Source organism: Janthinobacterium sp. SUN118 (assembly GCF_030397695.1).
Lineage (GTDB): Bacteria > Pseudomonadota > Gammaproteobacteria > Burkholderiales > Burkholderiaceae_D > Janthinobacterium.
Genome location: NZ_JAPUBV010000001.1, coordinates 105,457 through 130,055 on the forward strand (window position 1 = coordinate 105,457; position 24,599 = coordinate 130,055).

Consider the following 24,599-nt stretch of genomic DNA (forward strand, 5'->3'; position numbering starts at 1 on the left):
AACTCATGAGCGCTCTACACATTATGCGTAATGCCAGTATGCACCAACTCAAAATTGCAACGGTTTTGTTGTGCGCCATTTCCGGCGCCGCGACCAGTAGTGTCTGGGCGCAACAGGCCGCTCCTGCTCCTGCCGCCGCCGTGCCTGCCGCCGCAGCGGTCAAGGGTTTCACGCCGCCCGCCTCGAGCAGCGGCCAGACCATCGATTCCATCGCCGTCGTCGTCAATGATGATGTGATTACGCGCAATGAAGTGGCGACCCGCATCAAGAGCGTGGAGCAGCGCATGAAGGCGCAGAATATTCCGCTGCCCGATCCGGCCGACCTGCGTCGTCAATTGCTCGAGCGCATGATTGTCGAACGCGCACAAATGCAGCTGGCCAAGGAAATGGGTGTCCGCGTGGATGACCTGACCCTGGACCGCGCGATTGGTCGTATTGCGGAACAGCAAAAGATGACGGTGCAAGAGTTGCGCAACCAGATGGAAAAGGAAGGTACGCCGTTTGCGACCTTCCGCGAGGAAATCCGCGACGAAATCATCATGCAGCGCCTGCGCGAACATGAAGTCGACGCCAAGATCCAGATCTCGGATTCGGAAGTGGACAATTTCCTGGACGCGGAAAAAGCGGCGGCCAGCGAACAGGTCGAAATGAACCTGGCGCAGATTCTCGTGCGCATCCCAGAAAACTCCAGCCCGGAACAGATCGCCGCGCGCCGCGCGCGCGCCGAAGAAGTCAGCCGCCAGCTGCGCACGGGCGCCGATTTCGCCAAGACGGCCGCCAGCTATTCCGATGCCAGCGATGCACTGAGCGGCGGCGATATCGGCTGGCGCAATAGCGACCGCCTGCCGCCCCTGTTCACGGAGCAATTGCTGAAATTGAAACCGGGCCAGATCACGCCTATCATCAAGAGCAACACGGGCTTCCATATCCTGAAGCTGGTGGACCGCCGCAGCGCGGCCGAGGCGCAAGCCGTGGCCGCCGTGCAGCAGACGCATGCCCGCCACATCCTGCTGAAAGTGACGCCGACCATGTCGGCCGCGGAAGCCAAGCGCAAGCTGGCCGAATTGAAGGAACGCCTCGACAACAAGGCGGCCAAGTTCGAAGACCTGGCCCGTTTGTTCTCGAATGATGGATCGGCTGCCAAGGGCGGCGACCTGGGCTGGCTGTATCCGGGCGACACCGTGCCGGAATTTGAAACGGCGATGAATGCGCTGAAACCGGGTGAAGTGAGCGAGCCGATCGAATCGAGTTTTGGTTTCCACCTGATCGAAGTGCTGGAACGCAAGAGCGACGACGTCTCGAAAGAGAAGCAGCGCAGCGCCGCACGCAATGCCTTGCGCGAACGCAAGCTGGAAGAAGCGACGGAAAGCTGGGCGCGCGAAGTGCGCGACCGCGCCTATGTCGAATTCCGCTCGGACGACCAGTGATCGTGACTGTTTGCGCATGAGTACCCAGCCAGCCACGCGTCGTCCAGCCATCGCCATTACCTGTGGCGAACCGGCTGGTGTCGGCCCGGAAATTTCCATCCGCGCGGCCTGGGCCATGCGCCATGAAGTCAACTGCATCCTGCTGGGCGACGCCGCCTTCCTGGCGCTGACGGCCAGCCTGATCGATCCCGACATCCGCCTGGCGGCCCTGTCGCTGCAAGCCGTGCGCAACAGCGGCCTGCCGCAGTTCGGTCCCGGCCGCCTGGCCGTGATCGATATTCCCACCGTCAACAATGTCATCCCTGGCGTGCTCGACAAGGATAACGGGCGCGCCGTGCTCGATACCCTCGATGCGGCCGTGGAAGGCGTCGCGGCCGGCTGGTTTGGCGCCATGGTCACGGCGCCCTTGCAAAAGAGCACCATCAACGATGCTGGCGTGGCGTTTTCCGGCCATACGGAATACCTGGCGGAAAAAACCGGCACGCCGCACGTGGTCATGATGCTGGCCGGCGAACCGGGACATGGCGAACCGACCCTGCGCGTGGCCCTGGCCACCACGCACCTGCCCCTGAAAGACGTGTCGGCCGCCATCACGCTGGACAGCCTGGCCGTCACCCTCGATATCATGCAGGCAGACCTGCAACAGAAATTCGGCATCGCCGCGCCGCGCATCCTCGTTACCGGCCTGAACCCGCATGCGGGCGAGGGCGGCTACCTGGGACGCGAGGAAATCGACGTCATCGCGCCGGCGATCGCCGCGGCGCAGGCGCGCGGCATCGATGCGCGCGGGCCGTATCCGGCCGACACCCTGTTCCAGCACAAATACCTGGCCGACGCCGACTGCGTGCTGGCCATGTACCACGACCAGGGCTTGCCCGTGCTGAAATACGCGACCTTCGGGCGCGGCATCAATGTCACGCTGGGCTTGCCGCTGATCCGCACCTCGGTCGACCATGGCACGGCGCTGGACCTGGCCGCGCAAGGGCTGGGACTGGCCGATTGCCACAGCATGCAGCACGCGCTGCAAACGGCGCTCGACATGCTGCGCGCCAGCCGCGCGGCCTGAACATTTCATCCGCATTACCGCGCCTTACCCGCATTTATAGAAGAACAGAATATGAAACACGTTGCCCGCAAACGCTTTGGCCAGAACTTCCTGCATGACCGCTTCGTCCTCGACGACATCACGGCCGCCATCGCGCCGCAGCCGGACGATGCCATGGTCGAGATCGGCCCCGGCCTGGGCGCCATGACGGAGCAGTTGCTGCGCCACTTGAAGCAGATGCACGTGGTGGAACTGGACCGCGACCTGATCGTGCGCCTGGAAAAGACGTTCAATCCGGCCAAGCTGACGATCCATTCGGGCGATGCGCTGAAGTTTGACTTTGCGCAAATCCCCGTGCCGGCCGGCCAGAAATTGCGCATCGTGGGCAACTTGCCATACAACATCTCCAGCCCGCTGCTGTTCCACCTGGCGGATTTCGCGCCGCTGGTGCTGGACCAGCATTTCATGCTGCAAAAGGAAGTGGTCGAGCGCATGGTTGCCGAACCGGGCAGCAAGGCGTATGGCCGTCTGTCCGTGATGCTGCAATGGCGCTATGACATGTCGCTGCTGTTCATCGTGCCGCCGACGGCCTTCGACCCGCCGCCGAAGGTGGAATCGGCCATCGTGCGCATGATTCCCGTGGCCGAACGCCTGCCATGCGACCAGGAAACCCTGGAAGCGGTCGTCATGAAGGCCTTCTCGCAGCGCCGCAAGGTGATCCGCAACTGTCTGGCCGGCATGTTTACGGAAGAGCAGATCAAGGCGGCCGGCATCGACCCGACCCTGCGTCCGGAAACCGTGGGCCTGGAACAGTATGTTGCCCTGGCCAATCTATTGAAAGCGCCTGTTTAAGCCCGTGGCTTAACTTAAAACCACTGGTCGACCTGTTGCAAGTCTTGTCGCAACGCTGAAAAGCAGTCGTCGACGTGGTGGTTGCGGCTGATTTCATTGCGCCGCATCAGGGCGATCTTGCGCTTGCAGGTGGGCTGGCGCAGCGGCGCCACATGCAGCTCCTCGTCGTTGAGGAAAGTCGTGTACAGGCTGGGCATGATGCCCACGGCGATGCCGGCGCGCACCACGCCATACAGCGATTCGCTGTGGATCATCTGGTACAGGCTCGACGGGCTCAAGCCATGCTGGCGCAGCGCGCTCGAGGCGAATTCCCAGATGCTGCCCTTGGTAAACACGACGATTTCCTGGCCCGCCAGCTGTTCCCAGCGCACTTCCTTGAGCGGCGCCAGCGCATGGCGCCGCGCCGTCACCAGCACCAGTTCGTCTTCGAACAGTCCCACGCTCTCGAGCGAGACGGAGCCGGGCACCTCGATGCCCACGCAAAAGTCCAGCTGGCCCGAGTGCAGCGCATGCAGCAAGCCATCGTTGGGCATGTCCGACAGGACGATTTCCACTTCATCGCCATGCTGCTCGCTGTAGCGCGCCACCACGGCCGCCGTCATCGCCATCGCCGATGGGATCGCGCCGATGCGGATGCGGTGCCGCCCGCTGCCGATGGCGCGCTGGATATCGGCGAAGGTATTGCTCGCCGTATTCAATAAATGCGTGGCGTAGTCGAGCGCCAGTCTGCCTTCGCGCGTCAGTTCCAGCTGGTGGGTTGTGCGGTTAAACAACTTTTTTCCCAGCTGATTTTCCAGCAGCTTGATCGACGCGCTGAGGGCCGGCTGGGTCACGCACAATTCCTGTGCAGCCTTGCTGAAGCTGTTTACCCGGGCTAAGGTGGAAAACGCTTGTAAATGTCGTAAGGAAATTTTCTTGCTCAGTTCATGCATGCGCGTTGCTTATTAGAAAAAGTAATGGATTTATAAAAATAAACAAATTTTCTTATCCCGCAATTTACCATATTCTGGACTGGTCTTTACTTGTCTTGAAAGCAACAATTTTCAGAGAAGCGCTTGCCATGCGGCGCCGACACTCGCGGCAGCCACCATGCAAGGGACGCATCAATCAAAATAATTCCAAAAAATACTCAGGGTTTACTCTTTTTTAGGGCGGCGGCGATGAATAAATGGATGACGGGAACGATGGTAGTGGGTGGCTTGCTGGCGGCGCAGGGGGCGGCGCAGGCGCAAAGCAGCGTGCAAGTGTATGGTTTGCTGTCGGCCGGCATCGGCTATGTATCGGATGAAGGCAAGGGCAGCCGCACGCATGCGCTGAGCGGCACCAACCAGAATCCCCGTATCGGCTTTCGCGGCCAGGAAGACCTGGGCGATGGCACCAAGGCCATCTTCGTGCTGGAAAACGGCTTTAACGTCATGACGGGCACGGCGGCGCAAAGCGGCCGCCTGTTCGGCCGCCAGTCCTACGTGGGCCTGTCGAGCAACGACAAGGGCACCCTGACTCTGGGGCGCCAGTATGAAGCCGTGAAGGACTTGCTGGGTCCGGTGGTGATCGCCAGTAACGGCGTGCACATCGGCGACAACGACAACGGCTACAACAACTTGCGCGTGCAAAACGCCGTCAAGTATGTCAGCCCGAACCTCAGCAACCTGTCGTTCACGGGCTTGTACGGTTTCAGCGAGAATCCGGAAGATGCCAACCGCAACCGCGTCTACAGCATGGGTGCCGGCTACAAAGTCGATGCCTTCAGCTGGGCCGTGGCCTACACCAAGATGGATCACCCGAACAGCCCCGATGCGCCGAATGGCGCCATCGGCAACGACTATGGCAGCTCCTTGTTGATCTTCAACAAAAGCGCCGTCAGCGGCGCCGGCGTGAACAGCCAGGCCATCGCCGGCACGGGAGGCTTTTATAATGTCGGCAAGACCAAGTTTGGCGCGCTGTACACCAACGTGCGTTACCACTACCTGGACCAGAGCAATCTGACCTTGCAAAACGTGGATCTGAACATGAACCACAAGCTGACGGAAGCGCTGAACCTGGGCGCATCGTATTTCTTTACCACTGGTAAATATGATGTGATCAACAAGACGCCGAAATGGCATCAGGTCAACTTCCAGGCCGATTACTTCCTGTCCAAGCGCACCGATGTCGCCATCACCTGGAGCTACCAGAAAGCGGCCGGCGATGCGACGTTCGCCCGCGTGTTCGGTTTCGGCGCCTCGGCCGGCAAGACGCAAAGCGTCTTGATTGTTGGCATGCGACATTATTTCTGACGACTGATTCATCTTTACAGGCGCTGTCCCGCAGCGCCGCCCCCTGAAAGGAAGCATCTTGAAAAAGCACCTCATGCTGGCTTTGAGCCTAGGCTTGCTGGCAAACGCCGCCCACGCGGAAAAACGCGAGCTGGTCATTTCGGCTTATCCGATTGCCCAACCCTTGTTCATGAAATATGTGTACGAGCCGTTCAAGGCCAAATGCGGTTGCGATATCAAGGTGGAAACGGGAAACAACGCGGACCGCATCGCCAAGCTGGTGGTGCACAGCAAGAATCCGGTGATCGACCTGGTGCTGCTGTCCGATTCCGGCATGCTGGAAGCGGCGCAGAAGGGCGTCATCCAGCCCATGGATTATTCCAAGCTGAGCAATTACAAAGCCTTGTACGACGTGGCGAAAAACCCTGTCGGCGGCAATTTTGCCGTCGGCTACACCCTGTATTCGGTGGGCCTGGTGTACCGCAGCGACAAGATTGCCCCGCTGACGTCCTGGAAGGACCTGTGGCGCCCCGAACTGAAGGGCCGCGTGGCCTTCCCTGACGTGAGCACCACGCAGGGCCCGCTGATGCTGCGCATGGCCGATGCGGCCTGGGGCGGCAAGACGGACGACTACGCCACCGGTTTTGCCAAGATCGTCGGCATGAAGGGCAACGTCGTCACGTTCTCGAAAAACAGCGCGCAGCTGGCAGCCCTGTTCGCCCAGGATGAAATCTGGGCCGCCCCCGTGGCGCGCTTTACCTGGTCGCAGATGCTCAAGACGGGCTTGCCCCTGAAGTGGAGCATCCCGGCCGAAGGCCAGGCGGCCGGCATGAACGTGATGGGCATCGTCGCCGGTTCGAAGAACGCGGACCTGGCTTACCAGCTGATGGATTTCTGGCTGTCCAAGGAAGTGCAGACGCAGCTGGCGACCAACCTGGTCGACTCGCCCGTCAACAAGGACGTGCGCCTGTCGGTGGCGGCCGCGCAATTCAATACCTATGGCGCCGACCAGATCAATTCGCTGAAATTCGTCAAGCCGGAAACCATCCTCAAGCAGCGTACCAACTGGATGACGCAGTGGAACAAGGCCATGAGCAAATAGTGGTGACGAGGAGAGAACACCATGTTTGCTGATCCAAAAAAGCGCCTGGGCCTGCTGCTGGTCCTGCCTGCGCTGATCTTTATCGTCGTCTGCTTCCTGCTGCCCGTGCTGGCCCTGCTGGTCGACGCCTTCCGCGTCGGCGACGGCATGCAATGGGGCGTGGACCGCTTCGTCGAATTCTTTTCACAGGAATTCAACCGCACCATCTTCTGGCGTACCCTGCGCATCGCCGCGCTGGTGACCCTGGCCTCCGTCATCCTCGGCTATCCGGCCGCGCAAGCCGTGGCGCGCGTGTCGCCGAAGTGGCGCGGCCTGGTGGTGGGCATGATGATCCTGCCGCTGATGGTGTCGCCGATCGCGCGTACCTACGCCTGGATTGTGCTGCTGGGCCGTAACGGCGCCGTCAATGCGGCGCTCGTCAACATGGGCTTCACGGAAGAGCCGCTGCGCCTGTTGTTCAGCGAATTCGCCGTCTTTGTCGGCCTGCTGCAACTGCTGCTGCCGCTGATGCTGATGTCGCTGGCGGGCGCGCTGGAAAACCTGCCGCGCGACGTGGAACCGGCCGCCGCGACCCTGGGCGCCAATCCATGGCAAGTGTTTTGCAAGGTCACCCTGCCGCTGACGCAGGAAGGCCTGGTGGTCGGCGGCACGCTGGTGTTTACGGGCTGCGTGACGGCCTATGTGACGCCGGCCCTGCTGGGCGGCACCAAGGTGCTGATGCTGGAAACCCTGCTGTACCAGAAGGTCAGCGTGGAGAGCGATTTCGGCGCGGCCAATGTCATTGCCGTCATCCTCGTCTGCATGACCCTGCTGGTGAATGCCGGCCTTAAACGTATTTCCTCGAGCCGGAGTTCCGTATGAAAGAAAGCTTATTCTCGCGCGCCGTCCTGTGGCTGGTGTTCCTGTTCCTGCTGGGGCCATTCGCCATCGTCGTGCTGGCCGGCTTTTCCGGCGGCGAAACGCTGGCCTTCCCGCCCGAGTCGTACTCGCTGCGCTGGATCCTCGAAGTGTGGGCTGCGCCCGAGTTCCGCCGCGCCTTCCAGACCAGCCTGGAGATCGGCCTGATCGCCACCGTCATCGCGCTGCTGCTGGGCATACCCGTCGCGTATGCGTTTTCGCGCATGCCGCCGCCCGGCATCGGCGCCATCCGGCAAATCCTGACGTCGCCGCTGATCATTCCCGCCATCCTGGTGGGCCTGGGCTTGCTGCACCACCTGGTGCTGACCATCAATGCGCCCGTGTATGTGGGCCTGCTGATCGGCCATATCGCGCTGCTGATTCCGTATTCGGTGCGCGTCGTGTACGCCAGCCTGGTGAACCTGCGCGTCGATATCGAGGATGCCGCCATCACCCTGGGTGCGTCGCGTCTGCGCGCCTTCTTCATGATCGTGCTGCCGAATATCCGCAACGCCGTGATCGCCGCCTTCTTCCTCGCCTTCGTCACCTCGTTCAACCAGGTGCCCGTCTCGCTGTTCCTGACGGGGCCGGGCATCAGCACCTTGCCGATCGAGATGCTGGGGCATATGGAAAACAGCTTCGACCCGTCGATCGCTGCCCTGTCGACCTTGCTGGTCTTGTTCACCATGGCGTTCGTGATGGTGACCGAGAAGGTGCTGGGCATTTCTAAATACATGTAAGAGGCAACACACGATGAGTTATCTGGAACTGCACAAGCTGAACCTCGGCTACGCCAAGAACACGACGTCCGTGAAAGACCTGGATCTGCACGTCGAGCAGGGCGAGCTGATTTCCCTGCTGGGCCCCAGCGGCTGCGGCAAGACCACCACCATGCGCGCGATCGCCGGCCTGATGCCGCTGCAGTCGGGCCGCATCGTGCTCGATGGCCGCGAGATCGGCAAGCTGGCGCCGAACAAGCGCAATATCGGCATGGTCTTCCAGTCGTACGCGCTGTTCCCGCACCTGAATGTCTACGACAACATCGCCTTCGGCCTGCGCCTGCGCAAGGTCGCGCCGGCTTTGCTGAAAACGAAAGTGGAAGCCGTGATCGCCGCCGTCGGCCTGACGGGTTTCGAGACGCGCCTGCCGGCGCAGATGTCCGGCGGCCAGCAGCAGCGCGTGGCGCTGGCGCGCGCCATCGTCGTCGAGCCGGCCCTGCTGCTGCTCGACGAGCCGCTGTCGAACCTGGACGCCAAGCTGCGCGTGCAGATGCGCGCCGAGCTGCGCCGCATCCAGCGCGAACTGGGCATCACCATGCTGTACGTGACGCATGACCAGGAAGAAGCGCTGGCCCTGTCCGACCGCATCGTCGTCATGAACAGCGGCCGCATCGAGCAGCTGGCCGCGCCGGAAGCCGTCTTCAATACGCCGTCGACGCGCTTCGTCGCCAACTTCATGGGCTTTGAAAACCTGTTCGACTACCGCGACGGCGCGCTGCACCACGCGGGCGACAGCCTGCCGTACGCGGCGCCGGTGGCATCGGGCACGACGGTGCTGGGCTGGCGTCCGGACAAGGTGCGCGTCTGCGCGCCCGACGCTGCAAGCGCCCAGTATCCGGGCACCGTGCTGGCGCGCGGCTTCCTCGGCGACACCGTCGAATACCTGCTGCAAACCCCGCTGGGCCAGGTCAAGGGCATCTGCGCGGCCGGCGGCGCCACGTGGCGCGAAGGCACGGCCGTCTCGTTCGTGCTGCCGGCCGACAGCGCCCTGTGTCTGGCTGCGTAACTTCTAATGGAACCATCATGACCAAAGCCTTGAAAAAGATCTGGCTCGATACCGATCCCGGTTTCGACGACTGGCTGACGATGCTGCTGCTGGGCAGCAATCCCGGCATCGAGTGGCTGGGCGTGAGCGTGGTGGCGGGCAATGCGCCCGTCGACATCACCTACGACAACGCCTTGCGCATCAAGGCCCATGACGGTTTGACGGTGCCGATCTACCGCGGCTGCGAAGAACCGCTGGCCGGCGTCATCGAGACGGCGCAGCGCATCCTCGGCGACAGCGGCATGCCGACGACGGGCGAGATCCTGCCGCCGGGCGCGGCCAGCGACGCCGCCGGCCACGCCGTCGATGCGCTGATCGCCGCCGTGCGCACGCATCCGGGCCAGATCACCATCATGGCGATTGCGCCGATGACGAACCTGGCCACGGCCTTGGCCCGCGCGCCCGACATCGCCGGAAAGATCGTCGAAATCATCCTGATGGGCGGCTCGACCGACCAGGGCAACCATACGGCGGCGGCCGAATTCAATATCTACGCCGATCCGGAAGCGGCCGACCAGGTGTTCAAGGCCGGTATCCCGCTGCGCATGTTCGGCCTGAACCTGTGCCGCCAGCTGCTGGTGACGAATGCGGAAGTGGAGCAGCTGCGCGCCATCGGCACGCCGCGCGCGCAGCGTCTGGCCGGCTACCTGGAAGCGTATGTGCGCATCCGCAGTAGCGACGGCTCCGTGCCCATGCCGATGTACGACCCCGTGGTGGCGCTGTACCTGGAAGCGCCGCAGCTGTTCCATTTCCAGCCGGCCCACGTGGCCATCGAATTGACGGGCGAACTGACGCGCGGCATGACGGTGTGCGAATTCCGCGTGCCGCGCCGCGCCGCCATCAACACGCAGGTGGCGATGCTGGCCGACGGCCCGGCCGCCATCGAACTGCTGATGCGCCGCCTGACGGCCATCCTGATGTGATCTTGTAGTCTTTATCCACTAGCGAAGCGAGCTTCATGAGTAACCCTGCCGACACCCTGCCAGCCTTGACCATCGAACAGTTTTTACGCGCCATGCCCAAGGTGGAGCTGCATTGCCACCTGTTCGGTACGGTACGCCAGGCCACTTTCCGTGCGCTGGCCGCGAAGACGGGCAATGTCGTCACGCCTGAAGAAATCGACGCCTTTTATACGCGCGGCGACAAGCCCGTCGGCGTGCTGCGCGTGCTGCGCGCGCTCGACGCGCACCTGATCGTCTCGCCGACGGACCTGTATTGCCTGACGTATGAATACCTGGAAGACGTGCATGGCCACGGCGTGCGCTATGCGGAGTTCTTCTGGAACCCGACCGGCACCGTGCGCGTATCGGGCATCCGCTATGACGCGGCGCAAGACGCCATCGTGGCGGCCATCCGCGACGCGCAGCGCGATTTCGGCGTGATCGGCCGCCTGATCCCCAGCATCGACCGCGAAGCGGCGCCGGCCGAAGCCGTGCAGATGGTGGAATGGATGAAGGCGCACCGCGCGCCGGAAGTCATCGGCATCGGCATCGACTACCGCGAAAACGACCGTCCGCCGGAACTGTTCATCGACGCTTACCGCGCCGCGCGCGCGGCGGGCTTCAAGTGCACGGCCCACGCCGGCGAATTCGGCATGCCGTGGATGAACGTGGCAACTGCCGTCGACGAGTTGCAGGTGGACCGGGTCGATCACGGCTACACCATCGTCGATAATCCTGAACTGGCGCAGCGCTGCGTGGAGCGCGGCCTCGTGTTTACCGTGGTGCCGACCAATTCATATTATCTGCGCACCCTGGCGCCCGAGCGCTGGGCCCTCGACCACCCGATCCGCGCCATGGCCAAGCTGGGCCTGAAACTGCATCCGAATACGGATGACCCCACCCTGCACCATGTGACGCCGACGGGCGCCTGGATGATGATGCGCGAATTCGGCTTCGGCCTCGATGACATGCGTGGCTTCATGCTGAATGGCCTGGACGCGGCCTGGATCGACGAGTCCACGCGGCGCGACTGGCGCGCCGAGTTCTGCGCCGCATTCGACGCGTTGCGCGCAAGAGTCGCCGAGTAAATCAGGCGGACGCCGGTGGCGGCGCCAGCAGCGAGGGAAACGCCCGCTGCGGGCACGCTTGCCGCTCGCACACCTTGCAGCCCGTGCCGATCGGCGTGGCGCTCGTGGGGTCGTGCAAATCGAGTCCCTTCGAGTAAATCAAGCGGTGCGCCTGCGAGATGTCGCAGCCCAGCGCCACGGCAAAGGTCTTGCCGGGCGCGCGGAAACCCGGTGACGCCGTGCTGACCTGGCGCGCGATCCACAGATAGGTGCAGCCGTCCGGCATGCTGGCCACCTGCGTGAGCACCTGGCCCGGATGGCTGAAGGCGTCGTAGACGATCCACAGGGGGCAGGTGCCGCCCACCCGCGAAAAGTGGAAGTCCGTGGCCGACTGGCGCTTCGAGACATTGCCCGCGCGGTCCACGCGCACGAAGAAGAACGGCAGCCCCGCCGCATCGGGGCGCTGCATGGTGCTCAGGCGGTGGCACACGGCCTCGAAGCCCACGCCGAACTGGTGCGCCAGGCGCTCGATATCGTAGGCCCGGGTTTCCGCCGCCTGCAAAAAGCGCTGGTAGGGCATCAACAGGGCGCCGGCGAAGTAATTCGAAAACGCCAGGCGCGCGCCCGTTTGCGCGGCCGCGCCGGACAAGCCCGCCGCCAGCACGAGGGCGTCGATCAGCTCGCTGTGTTCGAGCAGGCTGATTTGCGCCGCCATCTGGAACGCGCGCTGGCCGCCCGTCAAGGTATCGGGCAGCCACAGGATGCGCTGCTGGGCATCGTAGCGGTGCTTGCGCACCATGCCCGCGTCGCCATCGGACAATTGCATCCTGACGCCGTGGCGCTCCAGCAGGCGCGCCTGCAGCGCATCGAGCGTGCGCAGGGCGGGATCGAGTTCGCCGGCCACGCTTTCCGCCGCCCGGTCCAGCTCGTCGATATAGTTTTGCCGCCGGTTCAGGTATTCGCGCACTTCCTCGTCCGTGGACGGCGCCGCCGAGCTGGCGCCGCGGCTGCCGTCATCGAGGCGCGCGGCCAGGGTATCGGCCCGTTCCGCCATCACCCGGTAGCGCCGCTGCAAGAGCAGGATCGAGCGCGCCAGTTCCGGCATATTCTCCACCAGCATTTTGAGCTCGGCCATCGAGGTGGGCGGCGCGTCCGGCAATTCGCCAAAGACGTCGCGCACGTCGGCCACCAGGCTGGCGCTGTCGTGTTCGGAAAAGATTTGCGGGTCGACCCCCAGCACGCTGCCGATGCGCAATAAGATCGGCACCGTCAGCGGGCGCTGGTTGCGTTCCATCTGGTTCAGGTAGCTGGGAGAAATGCCCAGGGCCTTGGCCAGCGCCACCTGCGTCATGCGCCGTTCCTCGCGCAGCCGCTGCAGGCGCACGCCCATGAAAACCTTCGCCATCGCGCTTTCCCTTCCCCGGTTTGTGGAATCTGCAAATTTACAAACTTTGCAGATTAACAGATTCGTCTTTGCATTATCTCGCATTTTCACGCCTTGTTTGCGCCCGGTATTGTGCGAATAATGCAAACAGACCTATACCCCCAACGAGGAGACACCGAGTGACCACGCAAACTGCCATCCCTACCGTTCCACTGCTGATCAACGGCGAGTGGGTTGAATCGACCACCACCGTGTGGCGCGACGTCGTCAACCCCGCCACGCAGGAAGTGCTGGCCAAGGTGCCGTTCGCCACGCCGGACGAAGTCAACGCCGCCATCGCCGCGGCCCAGCGCGCTTTCAAGACCTGGCGCAAGACGCCGATCGGCGCCCGCGCCCGCATCTTCCTGAAACTCCAGCAGTTGATCCGCGAAAACATGGCCGACCTGGCCGCGACACTCACGATGGAACAGGGCAAGACCCTGCTCGACGCGGAAGGCGACGTGTTCCGCGGCCTGGAAGTGGTCGAGCATGCGGCCAATATCGGTACCCTGCAAATGGGCGAATATGCGCAAAACGTGGCCGGCGGCGTCGATACCTACAGCGTGATGCAGCCGCTGGGCGTGTGCGCGGGCATCACCCCGTTCAACTTCCCCGCCATGATCCCGCTGTGGATGTTCCCGATGGCGATTGCCTGCGGCAATACGTTTGTCTTGAAGCCGTCGGAGCAGGATCCGCTGGTGACGGAAAAACTCGTGCGCCTGGCCCTGCAGGCAGGCATCCCCGCCGGCGTGCTGAACGTCATTCACGGCGGCGAAGACGTGGTCAACGCCCTGTGCGACCATCCGGACATCAAGGCCATCTCGTTCGTGGGATCGAGCAAGGTGGGCACGCATGTGTACCAGCGCGCCAGCCTGAACGGCAAGCGCGCGCAATGCATGATGGGCGCCAAGAACCACGCCGTCGTGCTGCCCGATGCGAATAAAGAGCAGACCCTGAACCAGTTGCTGGGCGCGGGCTTCGGCGCGGCCGGCCAGCGCTGCATGGCCGCTTCCGTTGCCGTGCTGGTGGGCGAAGCGCGCGAATGGCTGCCGGAACTGTCGGCCAAGGCGCAGACCCTGACGGTCGGCGCGGGCAAGGACAATCCGGACCTGGGCCCCGTGATCTCGTGCGCAGCCAAGGAGCGCGTCTTCAGCCTGGTCGCCAAGGGCATCGAGCAGGGCGCCGTGCTGACCCTCGATGGCCGCGACGTCAAGGTCGATGGCTATCCGAACGGCAACTTCGTCGGGCCGACGATTTTGTCCGGCGTGAAGCCTGGCATGGTCGTGTATGACCAGGAAATCTTTGGCCCCGTCTTGATCGTCGTCGAAGTCGACACGCTGGACGAAGCCATCGCCCTCGTCAACGCGAATCCGAACGGCAATGGCACGGCGCTGTTTACGCAAAGCGGCGCGGCCGCGCGTTACTTCCAGGAAGAAATCGACGTGGGCCAGGTCGGCATCAACGTGCCCATTCCCGTGCCCGTTCCCCTGTTCAGCTTTACGGGTTCGCGCGGCTCCAAGCTGGGCGACCTGGGGCCGTTCGGCAAGCAGGTCGTGCTGTTCTACACGCAGACGCAGACCATCACCCAGCGCTGGTTCACGGACGCGGCATCGGTGGGCAAGGTCAATACCACCATCAGCCTGAAATAAGGAGCGGCCATGGACTTTGAATTGAGCGACGAGCAGCGCGAGTTCCAGCAGGCCGCGCGCGCGTTTGCGGAAGGCGAACTGGCGCCGCATGCGGCGCATTGGGATGCGGAATCGATCTTCCCCGTGGACACCATCGCCAAGGCGGGCGAGATGGGCTTTTGCGGCCTGTACACGCCGCAGCGCTGGGGCGGCCTGGGCTTGACGCGCCAGGACGCGGCCATCGTGTTTGAAGAGCTGGCGGGCGGCTGTACCTCGACGACGGCCTACATCACCATCCACAACATGGCTACGTGGATGCTGTCGCGCTGGGGACAGGAAGCCCTGTGCGACGAGTGGGTGCCGGCCATGGCGGCCGGCCAGAAGCTGGCCAGTTATTGTCTGACGGAACCACAATCGGGCTCGGACGCGGCCTCGCTGCGCACCAAGGCCGTCAGGGATGGCGACTTCTATGTTCTCGACGGTACGAAAGCGTTCATTTCCGGCGCGGGCCAGACGGACATGCTGATCGTCATGGCGCGCACGGGCGGCGAGGGCGCGGCGGGGATTTCCGCGTTTGCCGTGCCGGCCAACCTGCCCGGCATCGCGTATGGCAAGAAAGAAGAAAAGATGGGCTGGAACAGCCAGCCCACGCGCATCATCAGTTTCGACCAGGTGAAAGTGCCTGTTGGTAATTTGCTGGGCGCGGAAGGCGAAGGCTTCACGATCGCCATGAAGGGCATCGATGGCGGGCGCATCAACATCGCCGTGTGCTCGGTGGGCACGGCGCAGGCGGCGCTCACGCGGGCGCAGACCTATATGAAGGAGCGCACGCAGTTTGGCCGCGAGCTGGCCCAGTTCCAGGCCCTGCAATTCAAGCTGGCCGACATGCTGACGGAACTGGTGGCGGCGCGCCAGATGGTGCGCCTGGCGGCCTGGAAACTCGACCAGGAAAGCCCGGACGCCACGGCGTATTGCGCCATGGCAAAACGTTTCGCCACGGATGTGGGCTTCAATGTGGCCAACGATGCGCTGCAATTGCACGGCGGCTACGGCTACATCCGCGAGTATCCGCTCGAGCGCCATGTGCGCGACACGCGGGTGCACCAGATCCTGGAAGGGACGAATGAAATCATGCGCCTGATCGTCGCGCGAGCGATTTTGAAAGACGGCGCCACGGAGACCCTACGATGACCAAAGTGTATACCAACCTGCTGCTCGAACGCCGTGGCCATACGGCCCTGGTGACCCTCGACAACCCGCCTGCCCATACGTGGACCCAGGCCAGCCTGAACGCGCTGACGCAACTGGTGGCCGACCTGAATGCCGATCCGGACATCTACGCGCTCGTGATCACGGGCGGCGGCGCCAAGTTCTTCTCGGCCGGCGCCGACTTGAACGTGTTTGCCGATGGCAACAAGGACACGGCCTTCGCCATGGCGGCCGCGTTTGGCGAGGCGTTCGAGGCGCTGTCCGCGTTTCGCGGCGTCAGCATCGCCGCCATCAATGGCTATGCCATGGGCGGCGGGCTGGAATGTGCGCTGGCCTGCGATATCCGCATTGCCGAGGAGCATGCGCAAATGGCCTTGCCGGAAGCATCCGTCGGCTTGCTGCCGTGCGCGGGCGGCACGCAGCACTTGCCGTGGCTGGTGGGCGAAGGCTGGGCCAAGCGCATGATCTTATGTGGCGAGCGCGTCGATGCTGCCAAGGCCCTGGCCATCGGTCTCGTCGAGGAAGTCGTGCCGACCGGCAAGGCTGCCGCCACGGCGCTGGCCCTGGCGGCCAAGGTGGCGCGCCAGAGCCCCAGTAGCGTGACGGCATGCAAGACCCTGATCCAGGGCGCGCGCAGCCGTCCGCTGGTCGAGTCCCTGCCCGACGAACGCACCTTGTTCCTCGGCCTGTTCGATACGCAAGACCAGAAAGAGGGCGTGCAAGCGTTCCTCGAAAAACGCGCGGCGGAGTGGAAGAATGGCTGAAAGCACCCTGATTGATACGGTGAAGCTCGAGGAGCGCGACTGTCCCGGCGGCATGAAGCTGGGCGTCATCACCCTCGATGCGCCGAAATCGCTGCATGCGCTGACCCTGGACATGATCCGCGTGCTCGATGCTGCCCTCGTGCGCTGGGCCGACGATGATGCCATCGCCTGCGTGGTGCTGCAATCGTCGACGGACAAGGCCTTTTGCGCCGGCGGCGACGTGCGCAGCCTGCGCTCGGCCGTGATGGAACAGCGTGGCGTGGTACCGAACCCGCAGGCGCTGGCCTTCTTTGCCGAGGAGTACCGGCTCGACCACCGCATCCATACCTATGCGAAACCGCTGCTGGTGTGGGGCGGCGGCATCGTCATGGGCGGCGGCCTGGGCCTGATGGCGGGCGCCAGCCACCGCGTGGTGACGGAAAGCACGCGCATCGCCATGCCGGAAATCACCATCGGCCTGTTCCCCGACGTGGGCGGCAGCTGGTTCCTGGGCCGCATGCCGGGACGCAGCGGCCTGTTCCTGGGCTTGACGGGCGCGCCGCTGAACGCGGCCGACGCGCTGTTTGCGGGCCTGGGCGACCATTTCCTGCGCCAGGAAGAGCGCGCCATGGTGCTCGACGCGCTGGCGCTGGCGCAATGGCAAGCGAGCCCGCAGGCCAATCACCAGCAGCTGAGCCGTTTGCTGCGCGGTTTTTCGGCGCCGGCGTCGCTGTTGCCCGTGTCCGAAGTGCGGGCCAATTTCGACGCCATCGCCGCGCTGACGCAAGCGCCTACTCTGCCCGAAGTGGTGGCCGCCATTGCCGCGTATGACGGCGATTCTGCCTGGCTGCAAAAGGCCGCGCATGCGCTGGACAAGGGCGCACCCAGCTCGGCCGCCCTGGTGTGGGCCATGCGCGAGCGCACGCGGCATCTGAGCCTGGCGCAAGTGTTTCAGCTGGAATTGATTGTCGCTGTGCAATGTTGCGCCCATGGCGACTTCAGCGAAGGCGTACGCGCCTTGCTGATCGACAAAGATAACGCGCCGCAGTGGCAGCCGGCCAGCCTGGCTGACGTCAGCGCAGCGTATCTGGACGAGTATTTTGCGGCGCCGTGGACGCAGCATCCCTTGGCTGACTTATCCATTTAAACATTTAAGTAGTGCATAAAAATGCTCAGGGCGCGGCGCCTTGCCGAAGCCAGTACGACGAGTACGATTCGGCAAGGCAACAACGCCAAGGGCTTTTTAGGCGCGACAGGAGACATACACATGCAACATATCGCTTTCATCGGCCTGGGCAACATGGGCGCGCCGATGGCCCGCAACCTGGTCGCCGCCGGCTTCCATGTATCCGTCTTCGACCTGGCGCCGGCCGCCGTGGCCTCGCTGGTCGAGGCGGGCGCTACGGCTGCCGTGTCCGCCAGCGCGGCCGTGCAGACGGCCGACGCCGTCATCACCATGTTGCCGGCCAACAAGCATGTGCAGGAGCTGTACCTGGCCGAAGGCGGCGTGCTCGATTCGGCCAAGGCCGGCGCTCTGTTCATCGATTGCAGCACCATCGCCGCCGATGTGGCGCGGCAAGTGGCGCAGGCGGCCACGGCACGCGGCTTTGCCATGATCGATGCGCCCGTCTCGGGCGGCACGGCCGGCGCGGTGGCCGGCACCTTGACCTTCATCGTGGGTGGACCGGACGCGGCCTTGCAGCAGGCGCGGCCTTTGCTGGAAAAGATGGGCAAGAACATTTTCCATGCAGGCGAGGCCGGGGCGGGCCAGGTGGCGAAGATTTGCAATAACATGCTGCTGGGTATCTTGATGGCCGGTACGGCCGAGGCATTGAACCTGGGCGTGGCGCATGGGCTGGACCCGAAAGTCTTGTCCGACATCATGGCCAAGAGCTCGGGCCGCAACTGGACCCTGGAAGTGTACAACCCGTGGCCAGGCGTCATGGAAGGCACGCCCGCTTCGCGCAATTACAGCGGCGGCTTCGGCACGGCGCTGATGCTGAAGGACCTGGGCCTGGCGCAGCAGGCCAGCCTGTCGTCGAATGCCGCCACGCCATTGGGCGGCCTGGTGCGCCAGCTGTACCAGGTGCATGCCCAAGCCGGTTATGCGCAGCAGGATTTTTCCAGCATCGTGCAGTTGCTGCGGCCTGGCTTGCCACAAGCTGCTGAGTGAAAATTTTTGGACAAAAAAAAGCCCGCTGGTGAAAGCGGGCTAAATCCAATTCTTGGAAGAGTTGGAGGAGACAGATGCATTATGCTGCATCGCCACATATAACTCCAATTTATCTTTGGAATATCAAATATTCATTTTGGTGATATCTCTTCCTGGCAGCCGCCAAGCGGCTGCCAGCCACGCTACTTAGCCCGGATTGCAGGCAATTTGCACGGTGGTGACTTTGGCTTCGCCCATGGTGCCCACGCCGGTGCCAGGCGCCACGGCGCACTTCAGGCCAGTTGGCTGGGTAAACACGCTGATGCCATAGTTGTCGCCATCGGCGACAGGCAGCCCCAGCGTAAAGGTCGTGCTGTCCTTCGCCACCGTGGTTTGCGCATTACCGTTGATCAAGACCAGCCCATCCGCCGTCAGGCCCGTAATCGTGCCGCCCACCGTGTAGGTGTTTTGCGAACACAGGACCGATGCTTCGATGCTGACGTAGTGACCGGCCGAACCGGTGCCGCCACTGACGCTGCAATTCATGTGGGCAGGGTTTTGCTTGACCGTGATGTCGTAGCTGGTGCCGTAATCGATGCTCTTGCCAAATTTGAACTTGGTGGCGCCGGCGGCAGGCGTGACGCTGTCGCCGCCGTTGACCAGGATCAGGCCATTGGTGTTCAAATTGCTGATGGTGCCGGTGACTTCATACGAGGCCTTGCCACCGCAAGCAGCCAGTCCCAGGGTCAGCAGCAGCGCGGCGAGTGGGCGCAGGCAGGATAACTTCATGTATTTCTCCAATAGTGTGGTGACGAATCGCGTGGCTTACCGCGGTGTGCAGGTCAGTGTGGCGCTGGTCGTGGCGGCGGAACCCATGGTGCCGACAGTATCGCGGCCATCGGCGCTGGCGGAGCCCTGGAAACGGCACGTCTGGCCCGTCGGATAGGTCGTTATGGAAATATTGTAGGGGATGCCATCAGCGATGGTCGGGAACGTGTAGGCGGTGCTGCCTGCAAGCGGGCTGATGCTGTTGACGCCCATTGCCAGGGTCAGGCCGTTCGCGGTCAGGCCCGTGATCGTGCCGCTCAGCGGATAGGTGTTGGTCTGGCAAACAACCACGGCCGGCGATATGGAGTAGCTCGATGCCTTGCCGCTGCCATTGACCATTTTGCAGACGGCGCCTTTCGGCTGCTGCTTGATGGTGATGTCATAGCGATCATCATTGTTGAGCAGCTTGGTGAAAGTAAAGCCGGAAGCACCCGCCGTGATGGGCAAGCTTTCGTCGCCGTTCTGGAGGATCAAGCCATCTTTTGCCAGGTTCTGGACTTGGCCTTGCAGATACAGATTGCCGCCGCTGCCGCCGCAGGCTGCCAGTGTGGCGGCGCAAGCCGCCGCCAGCATCGAGCGCAGGTACAAATTTTTCATACATTCTCCAAAACGAATTAGGTAGGGTAGCGCAACGCGGACGCTGGCGCCGCATTGGAATGGCGCCTATTTTAGTCTATCTGGCAAGCCGATTGATCTTGCCTTGTATCTCCGTGTAACAATTTTTCTGCGCGAAGCGCCCGCCAGGCCCCATTTGTCGACCGGGCGCCCATGCCGCCAGCGGCGATCGGTGCGACAATACAGGCAGGCCGCGCATCGTGGCGCGGCATCCATTTGCGAGTCCCATGTCACCTACCTCTGTAAAAACGGCCGTGCCGCCCAAGGCCATCCTGTTCGACCTCGACGATACCTTGTGGCCCATCGCCCCCGTGATTGCCGCGGCGGAAACCCTGTTGCACGACTGGCTGGCCACGCATGCGCCGAAGGTGGCGCAGCAGTTTTCCATCGAGCTGTTGCGCCAGCACCGCCTGGCCATGCTCAATGAACAACCGCATTTTCATGGCAACCTGATCGAACTGCGCCGCGCCGGCCTGCTGACCGCCTTCGAGGCCGCCGGCGAGGATCCCGCCCTCGTCGACGGCGCCATCGCCCAGTTCCTGGCCGCGCGCCACCGCGTCCAGCCGTATGACGACGTCCTGCCCGGCCTGGCCTGGCTGGGGCAGCGCATGCTGGTCGGTTCCATTTCGAATGGCAATGCGGACCTTGAAATTATCGGCCTGGCGCAGCATTTCAAGGTATCGATCGCCGCCAGCGACTTTGGCGTGGCCAAGCCCGATGCCAGCATTTTCCTGGCCGGCTGCGCCGCGCTGGGCGTGGCGCCGCGCGACGCCGTGTATGTCGGCGATGATTTATATTTCGATGTGACGGGGGCGCAAGGGGCGGGCATGCGTGCCGTGTGGATGAACCGCAAGGGCAGCGATGCGCACCTGGCGGCCGGCGTGCAGCCCGACGCCATCTGCGCCAACTTTGATGAATTGCTGCTGTGGCTGCAGGGGCAACTGGAAGATTGATCGCCGCTGGCCGGGCGAACGTGCATAATAGCTGCTATTGACGCACGTTTGGCCGCCTTCGCTGCCGTTTGCGTCGCAGAATACTTGCTTAACTACAACATCATGCAACTCGATACACGTGCCCAAACCCTGCTGAAAGCCCTGGTCGAGCGCTATATCGCCGACGGCCTGCCGGTCGGTTCGCGCGCCTTGTCGAAGATTTCCGGCCTCGACCTGTCGCCGGCCACGATCCGCAACATCATGGCCGACCTGGAAGAACTCGGTTATGTGTCCAGCCCGCATACCTCGGCCGGACGCATACCCACGCCGCGCGGTTACCGTATCTTTGTCGACACCTTGCTGACCGTCAAGCATCTGGACGAGCATCTGGTGGAGTCGCGCATGCGCCTGCAGACGCCGCAGCCGCAGCGCACCATCGCCAACGCGGCGCAGATGCTGTCGTCGCTGTCGCAATTCGCCGGCGTGGTGCTCAGCCCGCGCCGCGAATCCGTGTTCCAGCAAATCGAATTCCTGCGCCTGTCGGAAAAACGCATCCTGCTCGTCATCGTCGCTCCCGGCGGCGACGTGCAGAACCGCCTGCTGTTGACGGAGGCCGACTACACGCCGGCGCAACTGGTGCAGTCGGCCAACTACATCAACCAGAATTACGGCGGCCTGTCGTTCGACGCCGTGCGCGTGCGCCTGCAGGGCGAGCTGCGCCAGTTGCGCGACGACATGGGCAGCCTGATGCAGGCGGCCGTGGAAGCGGGCAGCGAAGCGATGGCCGACCATAGCGACGATATGGTGATTTCAGGCGAACGCAACTTGCTCAGCGTGAGCGATCTGTCATCGAATATGAGTTCGCTGCGCCAGATGTTCGACATGTTCGAGCAAAAGACGGGCTTGATGCAGCTGCTCGACGTATCGAGCAAGGCGACGGGCGTGCAGATTTTCATCGGCGGCGAATCGAACCTGGTGCCGATGGATGAAATGAGCGTGGTGACGGCGCCGTATGAAGTCAACGGCAAGATCGTGGGAACGCTGGGAGTGATCGGGCCGACCCGCATGGCGTACGAGCGCGTCATCCCGATTGTCGATATCACGGCCAAGCTGCTGTCAAGCGCACTGAGCCATCACTAGGGACAGCTGACCACACCTGCTGCGCGTCGGTTTTGCCAGGCGTTGTATTGCAGGGTATTACGCGAGCCGCTCCCGTGGGAGCGGCAAGCTTGCGTCAGGCTGATTTGTGCGGGCAGGCGACCTTGATGCAGTTGCCGTAGATGGCCAAAGCGTGTTCGGCGATCTTGAAGCCGCGTTCTTCGGCCACTTTTTGCTGGCGGACTTCAATGTCTTCGTCGAAGAATTCCTCGACCCGGCCACAGTCGAGGCACACCAGGTGGTCGTGGTGGGAGCCTTCGTTGAGCTCGAAAATCGCCTTGCCGGTTTCAAAATGGTTGCGGTTAAGCAAGCCGGCTTGTTCGAATTGCGTCAGGACACGGTAGACAGTTGCCAAACCGACATCCATATTGTCGGCCAGCAGAATCTTGTAGACGTCTTCCGCTGTCAGGTGGCGTACCGGGCTACTCTGGAAGATATCGAGTATCTTCAGCCGTGGCAGGGTCGCTTTCAGGCCGCTTGCCTTGAGATCACTAGGATTGTTACTCATGTTTGTTGCTCGTATGTGGGTCAGGTGCTTTATCATATAGCGTTTTAGCGGGGAGTGCCAAAATATGCATTTTTTGGCTGGCCGGTCACTCCTGGCGTTTTGTTCATCAAATTGAGGTCATTTATGCGCGTAACACCGGCTGTATTGCCATCTCTCTGGCACCGTATTTCATTTCGAGCTCCAGTCGTGGCGGGCATGGTCTGTGTCGCGCTGACGCTGTCTGGCTGTGCCAGCCGCGGCATCCTTGGCGAAAAGCCCGCCGTCACGCTGAAAGAGGGCAAGGAAGTCGTACCCGAGCAAGGCGCGCAGACGACGACCGTCACGCCGCTGCAGAAATTCATGTGGTTTTTCTCGCCCTATCGTCCTGACATTCAACAAGGCAACTTTATCTCCGAAGAGATGCTGGCCCAGTTGAAAGTGGGCATGACGCGCGACCAGGTGCGTTTCGTCCTCGGCACCTCCCTGCTGACCGATATCTTCCATGCGGACCGCTGGGATTACCCATTCCGCCTGGCCCGTGGCAATGGCGAAACCACCAGCAGCCGCGTAGTCGTGTTCTTCGACAAGGAAGGCAAAGTGGCGCGCTTCGAAGGCGGCAACCTGCCGACCGAGAAAGAATACATCGACCGCATCGCCGGACCATCGCCATTCGCCAAGGTGGCCAAGGCCGATGTGCCAGCCGCTGTCGTGCCGTCGCCCGTGGCGCCGAGCGCCGTGCCGGTGCCGGCCGATGCCACGCCCGCCATTCCTGTGAGCAAGCCTGACGTGGCACCGGCGCCTGCCGCCGAGCCTGCACCTACTGCCGAGCCCACCAAATAAGTTGCTGTAAGAGAATAAAATGACTGAACTGAAAATTGCCATCGCCGGCGCCAGTGGCCGCATGGGCCATATCCTGATCGAAGCGGTCAGCAACGCGCCCGACGCCGTGCTCGCCGGTGCGCTCGACCGCGCCGGATCGCCCTCGCTCGGCCAGGATGCGGCCGCCTTCCTCGGCAAGCCTGCCGGCGTGCCGATCGAGTCCGACCTGGCCGCAGGCCTGGCCGGCGCCGACTACCTGATCGACTTCACGCGCCCCGAAGGCACCTTGCAGCATCTGGCGTATTGCGCCGAGCACGGCATCAAGATGATCATCGGCACCACCGGTTTCGATGACGCGGGCAAGGCGGCGATTGCCGCCGCCGCCGAAAAGACGGCCATCATGTTCGCGCCGAACATGAGCGTGGGCGTGAATGTCACCATGAAACTGCTGGAACTGGCCGCGAAAAGCCTGTCCGAAGGCTACGACATTGAAATCATCGAGGCGCATCACCGCTTCAAGGTCGATGCGCCGTCGGGCACGGCCCTGCAAATGGGCGAAGTGGTGGCGGGCGCGCTGGGTCGCGATCTGAAGGAGTGCGCCGTGTACGGCCGCGAAGGCGTGACGGGCGAACGCGACCCGTCGACCATCGGCTTTGCCACCATCCGCGGCGGCGATATCGTCGGTGACCATACGGTGCTGTTTGCCGGCATCGGCGAGCGCATCGAGATCAGCCACAAGTCGAGCAGCCGCGTCACCTACGCCCACGGTGCCCTGCGCGCCGCGCGTTTCCTGGCCGACAAGCCGACCGGCCTGTTCGACATGCAGGATGTGCTGTCGCTGAAGAACTGAGGAAGACCATGGCCACTGCCATCCTGAATGGAAAAGACATCACCGACGAAGCGAGCTTCCACGCGCAATGCGCGCAAGCCTTCGGTTTCCCCGAGTTCTACGGCCACAACATGGATGCCTGGGTCGATTGTCTCAGCTATCTGCGCGACGACGAGAACATGACGCAATTCCGCCTGAAGCCGAATGAAGTGCTCGAGATCGTCGTGCAAGACGCGGCGGCAATGAAGGCGCAAGTGCCTGATTTACTGGAAGAAATTACGTTCTGTATCGCCGGCATCAATGAGCGCTATGACGATTATGGCGAAAAGCCGGCGCTGAAGCTGGTCTTGAAGTAGGTCGGATTAG

The 24,599-nt window shown here is 62.9% G+C and carries 25 protein-coding genes; 20 read left to right on the top strand and 5 right to left on the bottom strand.

What is annotated here, in order from left to right; translation table 11 throughout:
• Positions 1-38 precede the first annotated feature (38 nt).
• From O0880_RS00465 to rsmA, 3 genes are read left to right on the top strand one after another with little or no spacing between them, the layout of a single operon-like run.
• The gene (locus tag O0880_RS00465; protein WP_289884461.1) at positions 39-1,427 is read left to right on the top strand and encodes a peptidylprolyl isomerase; all 1,389 of its coding nucleotides are present in this window, start codon (positions 39-41) and stop codon (positions 1,425-1,427) included.
• A 16-nt stretch (positions 1,428-1,443) separates the two neighbouring features.
• Positions 1,444-2,493, top strand: coding sequence for a 4-hydroxythreonine-4-phosphate dehydrogenase PdxA (gene pdxA / locus O0880_RS00470; RefSeq protein WP_289884462.1), 1,050 nt, complete (start codon positions 1,444-1,446; stop codon positions 2,491-2,493).
• Positions 2,494-2,544: 51 nt separating this feature from the next.
• Positions 2,545-3,324, top strand: coding sequence for a 16S rRNA (adenine(1518)-N(6)/adenine(1519)-N(6))-dimethyltransferase RsmA (gene rsmA / locus O0880_RS00475; protein ID WP_071321735.1), 780 nt, complete (start codon positions 2,545-2,547; stop codon positions 3,322-3,324).
• Positions 3,325-3,338: 14 nt separating this feature from the next.
• Here the strand turns inward: rsmA and O0880_RS00480 are convergent, their stop codons facing one another.
• The gene (locus O0880_RS00480; RefSeq protein ID WP_289884463.1) at positions 3,339-4,256 is read right to left on the bottom strand and encodes a LysR family transcriptional regulator; all 918 of its coding nucleotides are present in this window, start codon (positions 4,254-4,256) and stop codon (positions 3,339-3,341) included.
• 228 nt (positions 4,257-4,484) lie between these two features.
• On the opposite strand from O0880_RS00480, the gene O0880_RS00485 reads away from it, so the two are divergent.
• The 7 genes from O0880_RS00485 to O0880_RS00515 are packed head-to-tail and all read left to right on the top strand — an operon-like array spanning position 4,485 to position 11,431.
• Complete coding sequence (locus O0880_RS00485) at positions 4,485-5,600, top strand: porin (RefSeq protein WP_232251018.1); 1,116 nt, start codon at positions 4,485-4,487, stop codon at positions 5,598-5,600.
• Positions 5,601-5,658: 58 nt separating this feature from the next.
• On the top strand, positions 5,659-6,681 hold the full coding sequence (locus tag O0880_RS00490; protein WP_289884469.1) for an ABC transporter substrate-binding protein: 1,023 nt from the start codon (positions 5,659-5,661) through the stop codon (positions 6,679-6,681).
• Positions 6,682-6,702: 21 nt separating this feature from the next.
• Positions 6,703-7,542 (top strand): ABC transporter permease, encoded by an 840-nt coding sequence (locus tag O0880_RS00495; protein WP_289884471.1) that lies wholly within the window; start codon positions 6,703-6,705, stop codon positions 7,540-7,542.
• Positions 7,539-8,318 (top strand): ABC transporter permease, encoded by a 780-nt coding sequence (locus O0880_RS00500; protein ID WP_070290842.1) that lies wholly within the window; start codon positions 7,539-7,541, stop codon positions 8,316-8,318. The genes O0880_RS00495 and O0880_RS00500 overlap by 4 nt, the downstream gene beginning before the upstream one ends.
• 13 nt (positions 8,319-8,331) lie before the next feature.
• Positions 8,332-9,363 carry an ABC transporter ATP-binding protein gene (locus tag O0880_RS00505; RefSeq protein WP_289884483.1) on the top strand — a complete coding sequence of 344 codons (1,032 nt, stop codon included), beginning with the start codon at positions 8,332-8,334 and terminating at the stop codon, positions 9,361-9,363.
• A gap of 17 nt (positions 9,364-9,380) precedes the next feature.
• Positions 9,381-10,325, top strand: a complete 945-nt coding sequence (locus O0880_RS00510) for a nucleoside hydrolase (RefSeq protein ID WP_289884484.1) — start codon at positions 9,381-9,383, stop codon at positions 10,323-10,325.
• 35 nt (positions 10,326-10,360) lie between these two features.
• Positions 10,361-11,431, top strand: coding sequence for an adenosine deaminase (locus O0880_RS00515; RefSeq protein WP_289884486.1), 1,071 nt, complete (start codon positions 10,361-10,363; stop codon positions 11,429-11,431).
• 1 nt (position 11,432) lies between these two features.
• Here O0880_RS00515 and O0880_RS00520 read toward each other — a convergent pair whose 3' ends face one another.
• Positions 11,433-12,815 carry a short-chain fatty acyl-CoA regulator family protein gene (locus tag O0880_RS00520; protein WP_071321742.1) on the bottom strand — a complete coding sequence of 461 codons (1,383 nt, stop codon included), beginning with the start codon at positions 12,813-12,815 and terminating at the stop codon, positions 11,433-11,435.
• 158 nt (positions 12,816-12,973) lie between these two features.
• On the opposite strand from O0880_RS00520, the gene O0880_RS00525 reads away from it, so the two are divergent.
• Genes O0880_RS00525 through mmsB form a run of 5 tightly spaced genes read left to right on the top strand, consistent with a single transcriptional unit; the run spans position 12,974 to position 18,586 of the window.
• Entirely contained in the window at positions 12,974-14,482 is a 1,509-nt protein-coding gene (locus O0880_RS00525) for a CoA-acylating methylmalonate-semialdehyde dehydrogenase (RefSeq protein ID WP_071321743.1), read from the top strand.
• A 9-nt stretch (positions 14,483-14,491) separates the two neighbouring features.
• A complete protein-coding gene (locus tag O0880_RS00530) occupies positions 14,492-15,652 on the top strand; it encodes an acyl-CoA dehydrogenase family protein (protein ID WP_071321744.1) in 1,161 nt (386 codons plus the stop codon).
• A complete protein-coding gene (locus O0880_RS00535) occupies positions 15,649-16,434 on the top strand; it encodes an enoyl-CoA hydratase (protein WP_289884491.1) in 786 nt (261 codons plus the stop codon). Before O0880_RS00530 ends, O0880_RS00535 begins: the two co-directional genes overlap by 4 nt.
• On the top strand, positions 16,427-17,560 hold the full coding sequence (locus tag O0880_RS00540; protein ID WP_289884494.1) for an enoyl-CoA hydratase/isomerase family protein: 1,134 nt from the start codon (positions 16,427-16,429) through the stop codon (positions 17,558-17,560). Before O0880_RS00535 ends, O0880_RS00540 begins: the two co-directional genes overlap by 8 nt.
• 21 nt (positions 17,561-17,581) lie before the next feature.
• A complete protein-coding gene (gene mmsB / locus O0880_RS00545; RefSeq protein ID WP_289884496.1) occupies positions 17,582-18,586 on the top strand; it encodes a 3-hydroxyisobutyrate dehydrogenase in 1,005 nt (334 codons plus the stop codon).
• Positions 18,587-18,772: 186 nt separating this feature from the next.
• Here mmsB and O0880_RS00550 read toward each other — a convergent pair whose 3' ends face one another.
• The gene (locus O0880_RS00550; RefSeq protein ID WP_071321748.1) at positions 18,773-19,354 is read right to left on the bottom strand and encodes a hypothetical protein; all 582 of its coding nucleotides are present in this window, start codon (positions 19,352-19,354) and stop codon (positions 18,773-18,775) included.
• 36 nt (positions 19,355-19,390) lie between these two features.
• A complete protein-coding gene (locus O0880_RS00555) occupies positions 19,391-19,990 on the bottom strand; it encodes a hypothetical protein (RefSeq protein WP_289884500.1) in 600 nt (199 codons plus the stop codon).
• Between the two features lie 245 nt (positions 19,991-20,235).
• Here O0880_RS00555 and O0880_RS00560 point away from each other — a divergent pair, with 245 nt between their 5' ends.
• Positions 20,236-20,961: an HAD family hydrolase gene (locus O0880_RS00560; protein ID WP_289884501.1), complete on the top strand. Its 726-nt coding sequence runs from the start codon at positions 20,236-20,238 to the stop codon at positions 20,959-20,961.
• A gap of 102 nt (positions 20,962-21,063) precedes the next feature.
• Positions 21,064-22,080: a heat-inducible transcriptional repressor HrcA gene (gene hrcA, locus O0880_RS00565; RefSeq protein ID WP_071326168.1), complete on the top strand. Its 1,017-nt coding sequence runs from the start codon at positions 21,064-21,066 to the stop codon at positions 22,078-22,080.
• Positions 22,081-22,174: 94 nt separating this feature from the next.
• On the opposite strand, the gene fur is transcribed toward hrcA, so the two are convergent.
• Positions 22,175-22,606, bottom strand: a complete 432-nt coding sequence (gene fur, locus O0880_RS00570) for a ferric iron uptake transcriptional regulator (RefSeq protein WP_071321751.1) — start codon at positions 22,604-22,606, stop codon at positions 22,175-22,177.
• Positions 22,607-22,729: 123 nt separating this feature from the next.
• On the opposite strand from fur, the gene O0880_RS00575 reads away from it, so the two are divergent.
• Genes O0880_RS00575 through O0880_RS00585 form a run of 3 tightly spaced genes read left to right on the top strand, consistent with a single transcriptional unit; the run spans position 22,730 to position 24,589 of the window.
• The gene (locus O0880_RS00575; protein WP_083411572.1) at positions 22,730-23,425 is read left to right on the top strand and encodes an outer membrane protein assembly factor BamE; all 696 of its coding nucleotides are present in this window, start codon (positions 22,730-22,732) and stop codon (positions 23,423-23,425) included.
• Between the two features lie 19 nt (positions 23,426-23,444).
• Positions 23,445-24,254 carry a 4-hydroxy-tetrahydrodipicolinate reductase gene (dapB, locus tag O0880_RS00580; RefSeq protein ID WP_071321753.1) on the top strand — a complete coding sequence of 270 codons (810 nt, stop codon included), beginning with the start codon at positions 23,445-23,447 and terminating at the stop codon, positions 24,252-24,254.
• Positions 24,255-24,262: 8 nt separating this feature from the next.
• Entirely contained in the window at positions 24,263-24,589 is a 327-nt protein-coding gene (locus O0880_RS00585) for a barstar family protein (protein ID WP_289884510.1), read from the top strand.
• Positions 24,590-24,599 lie beyond the last annotated feature (10 nt).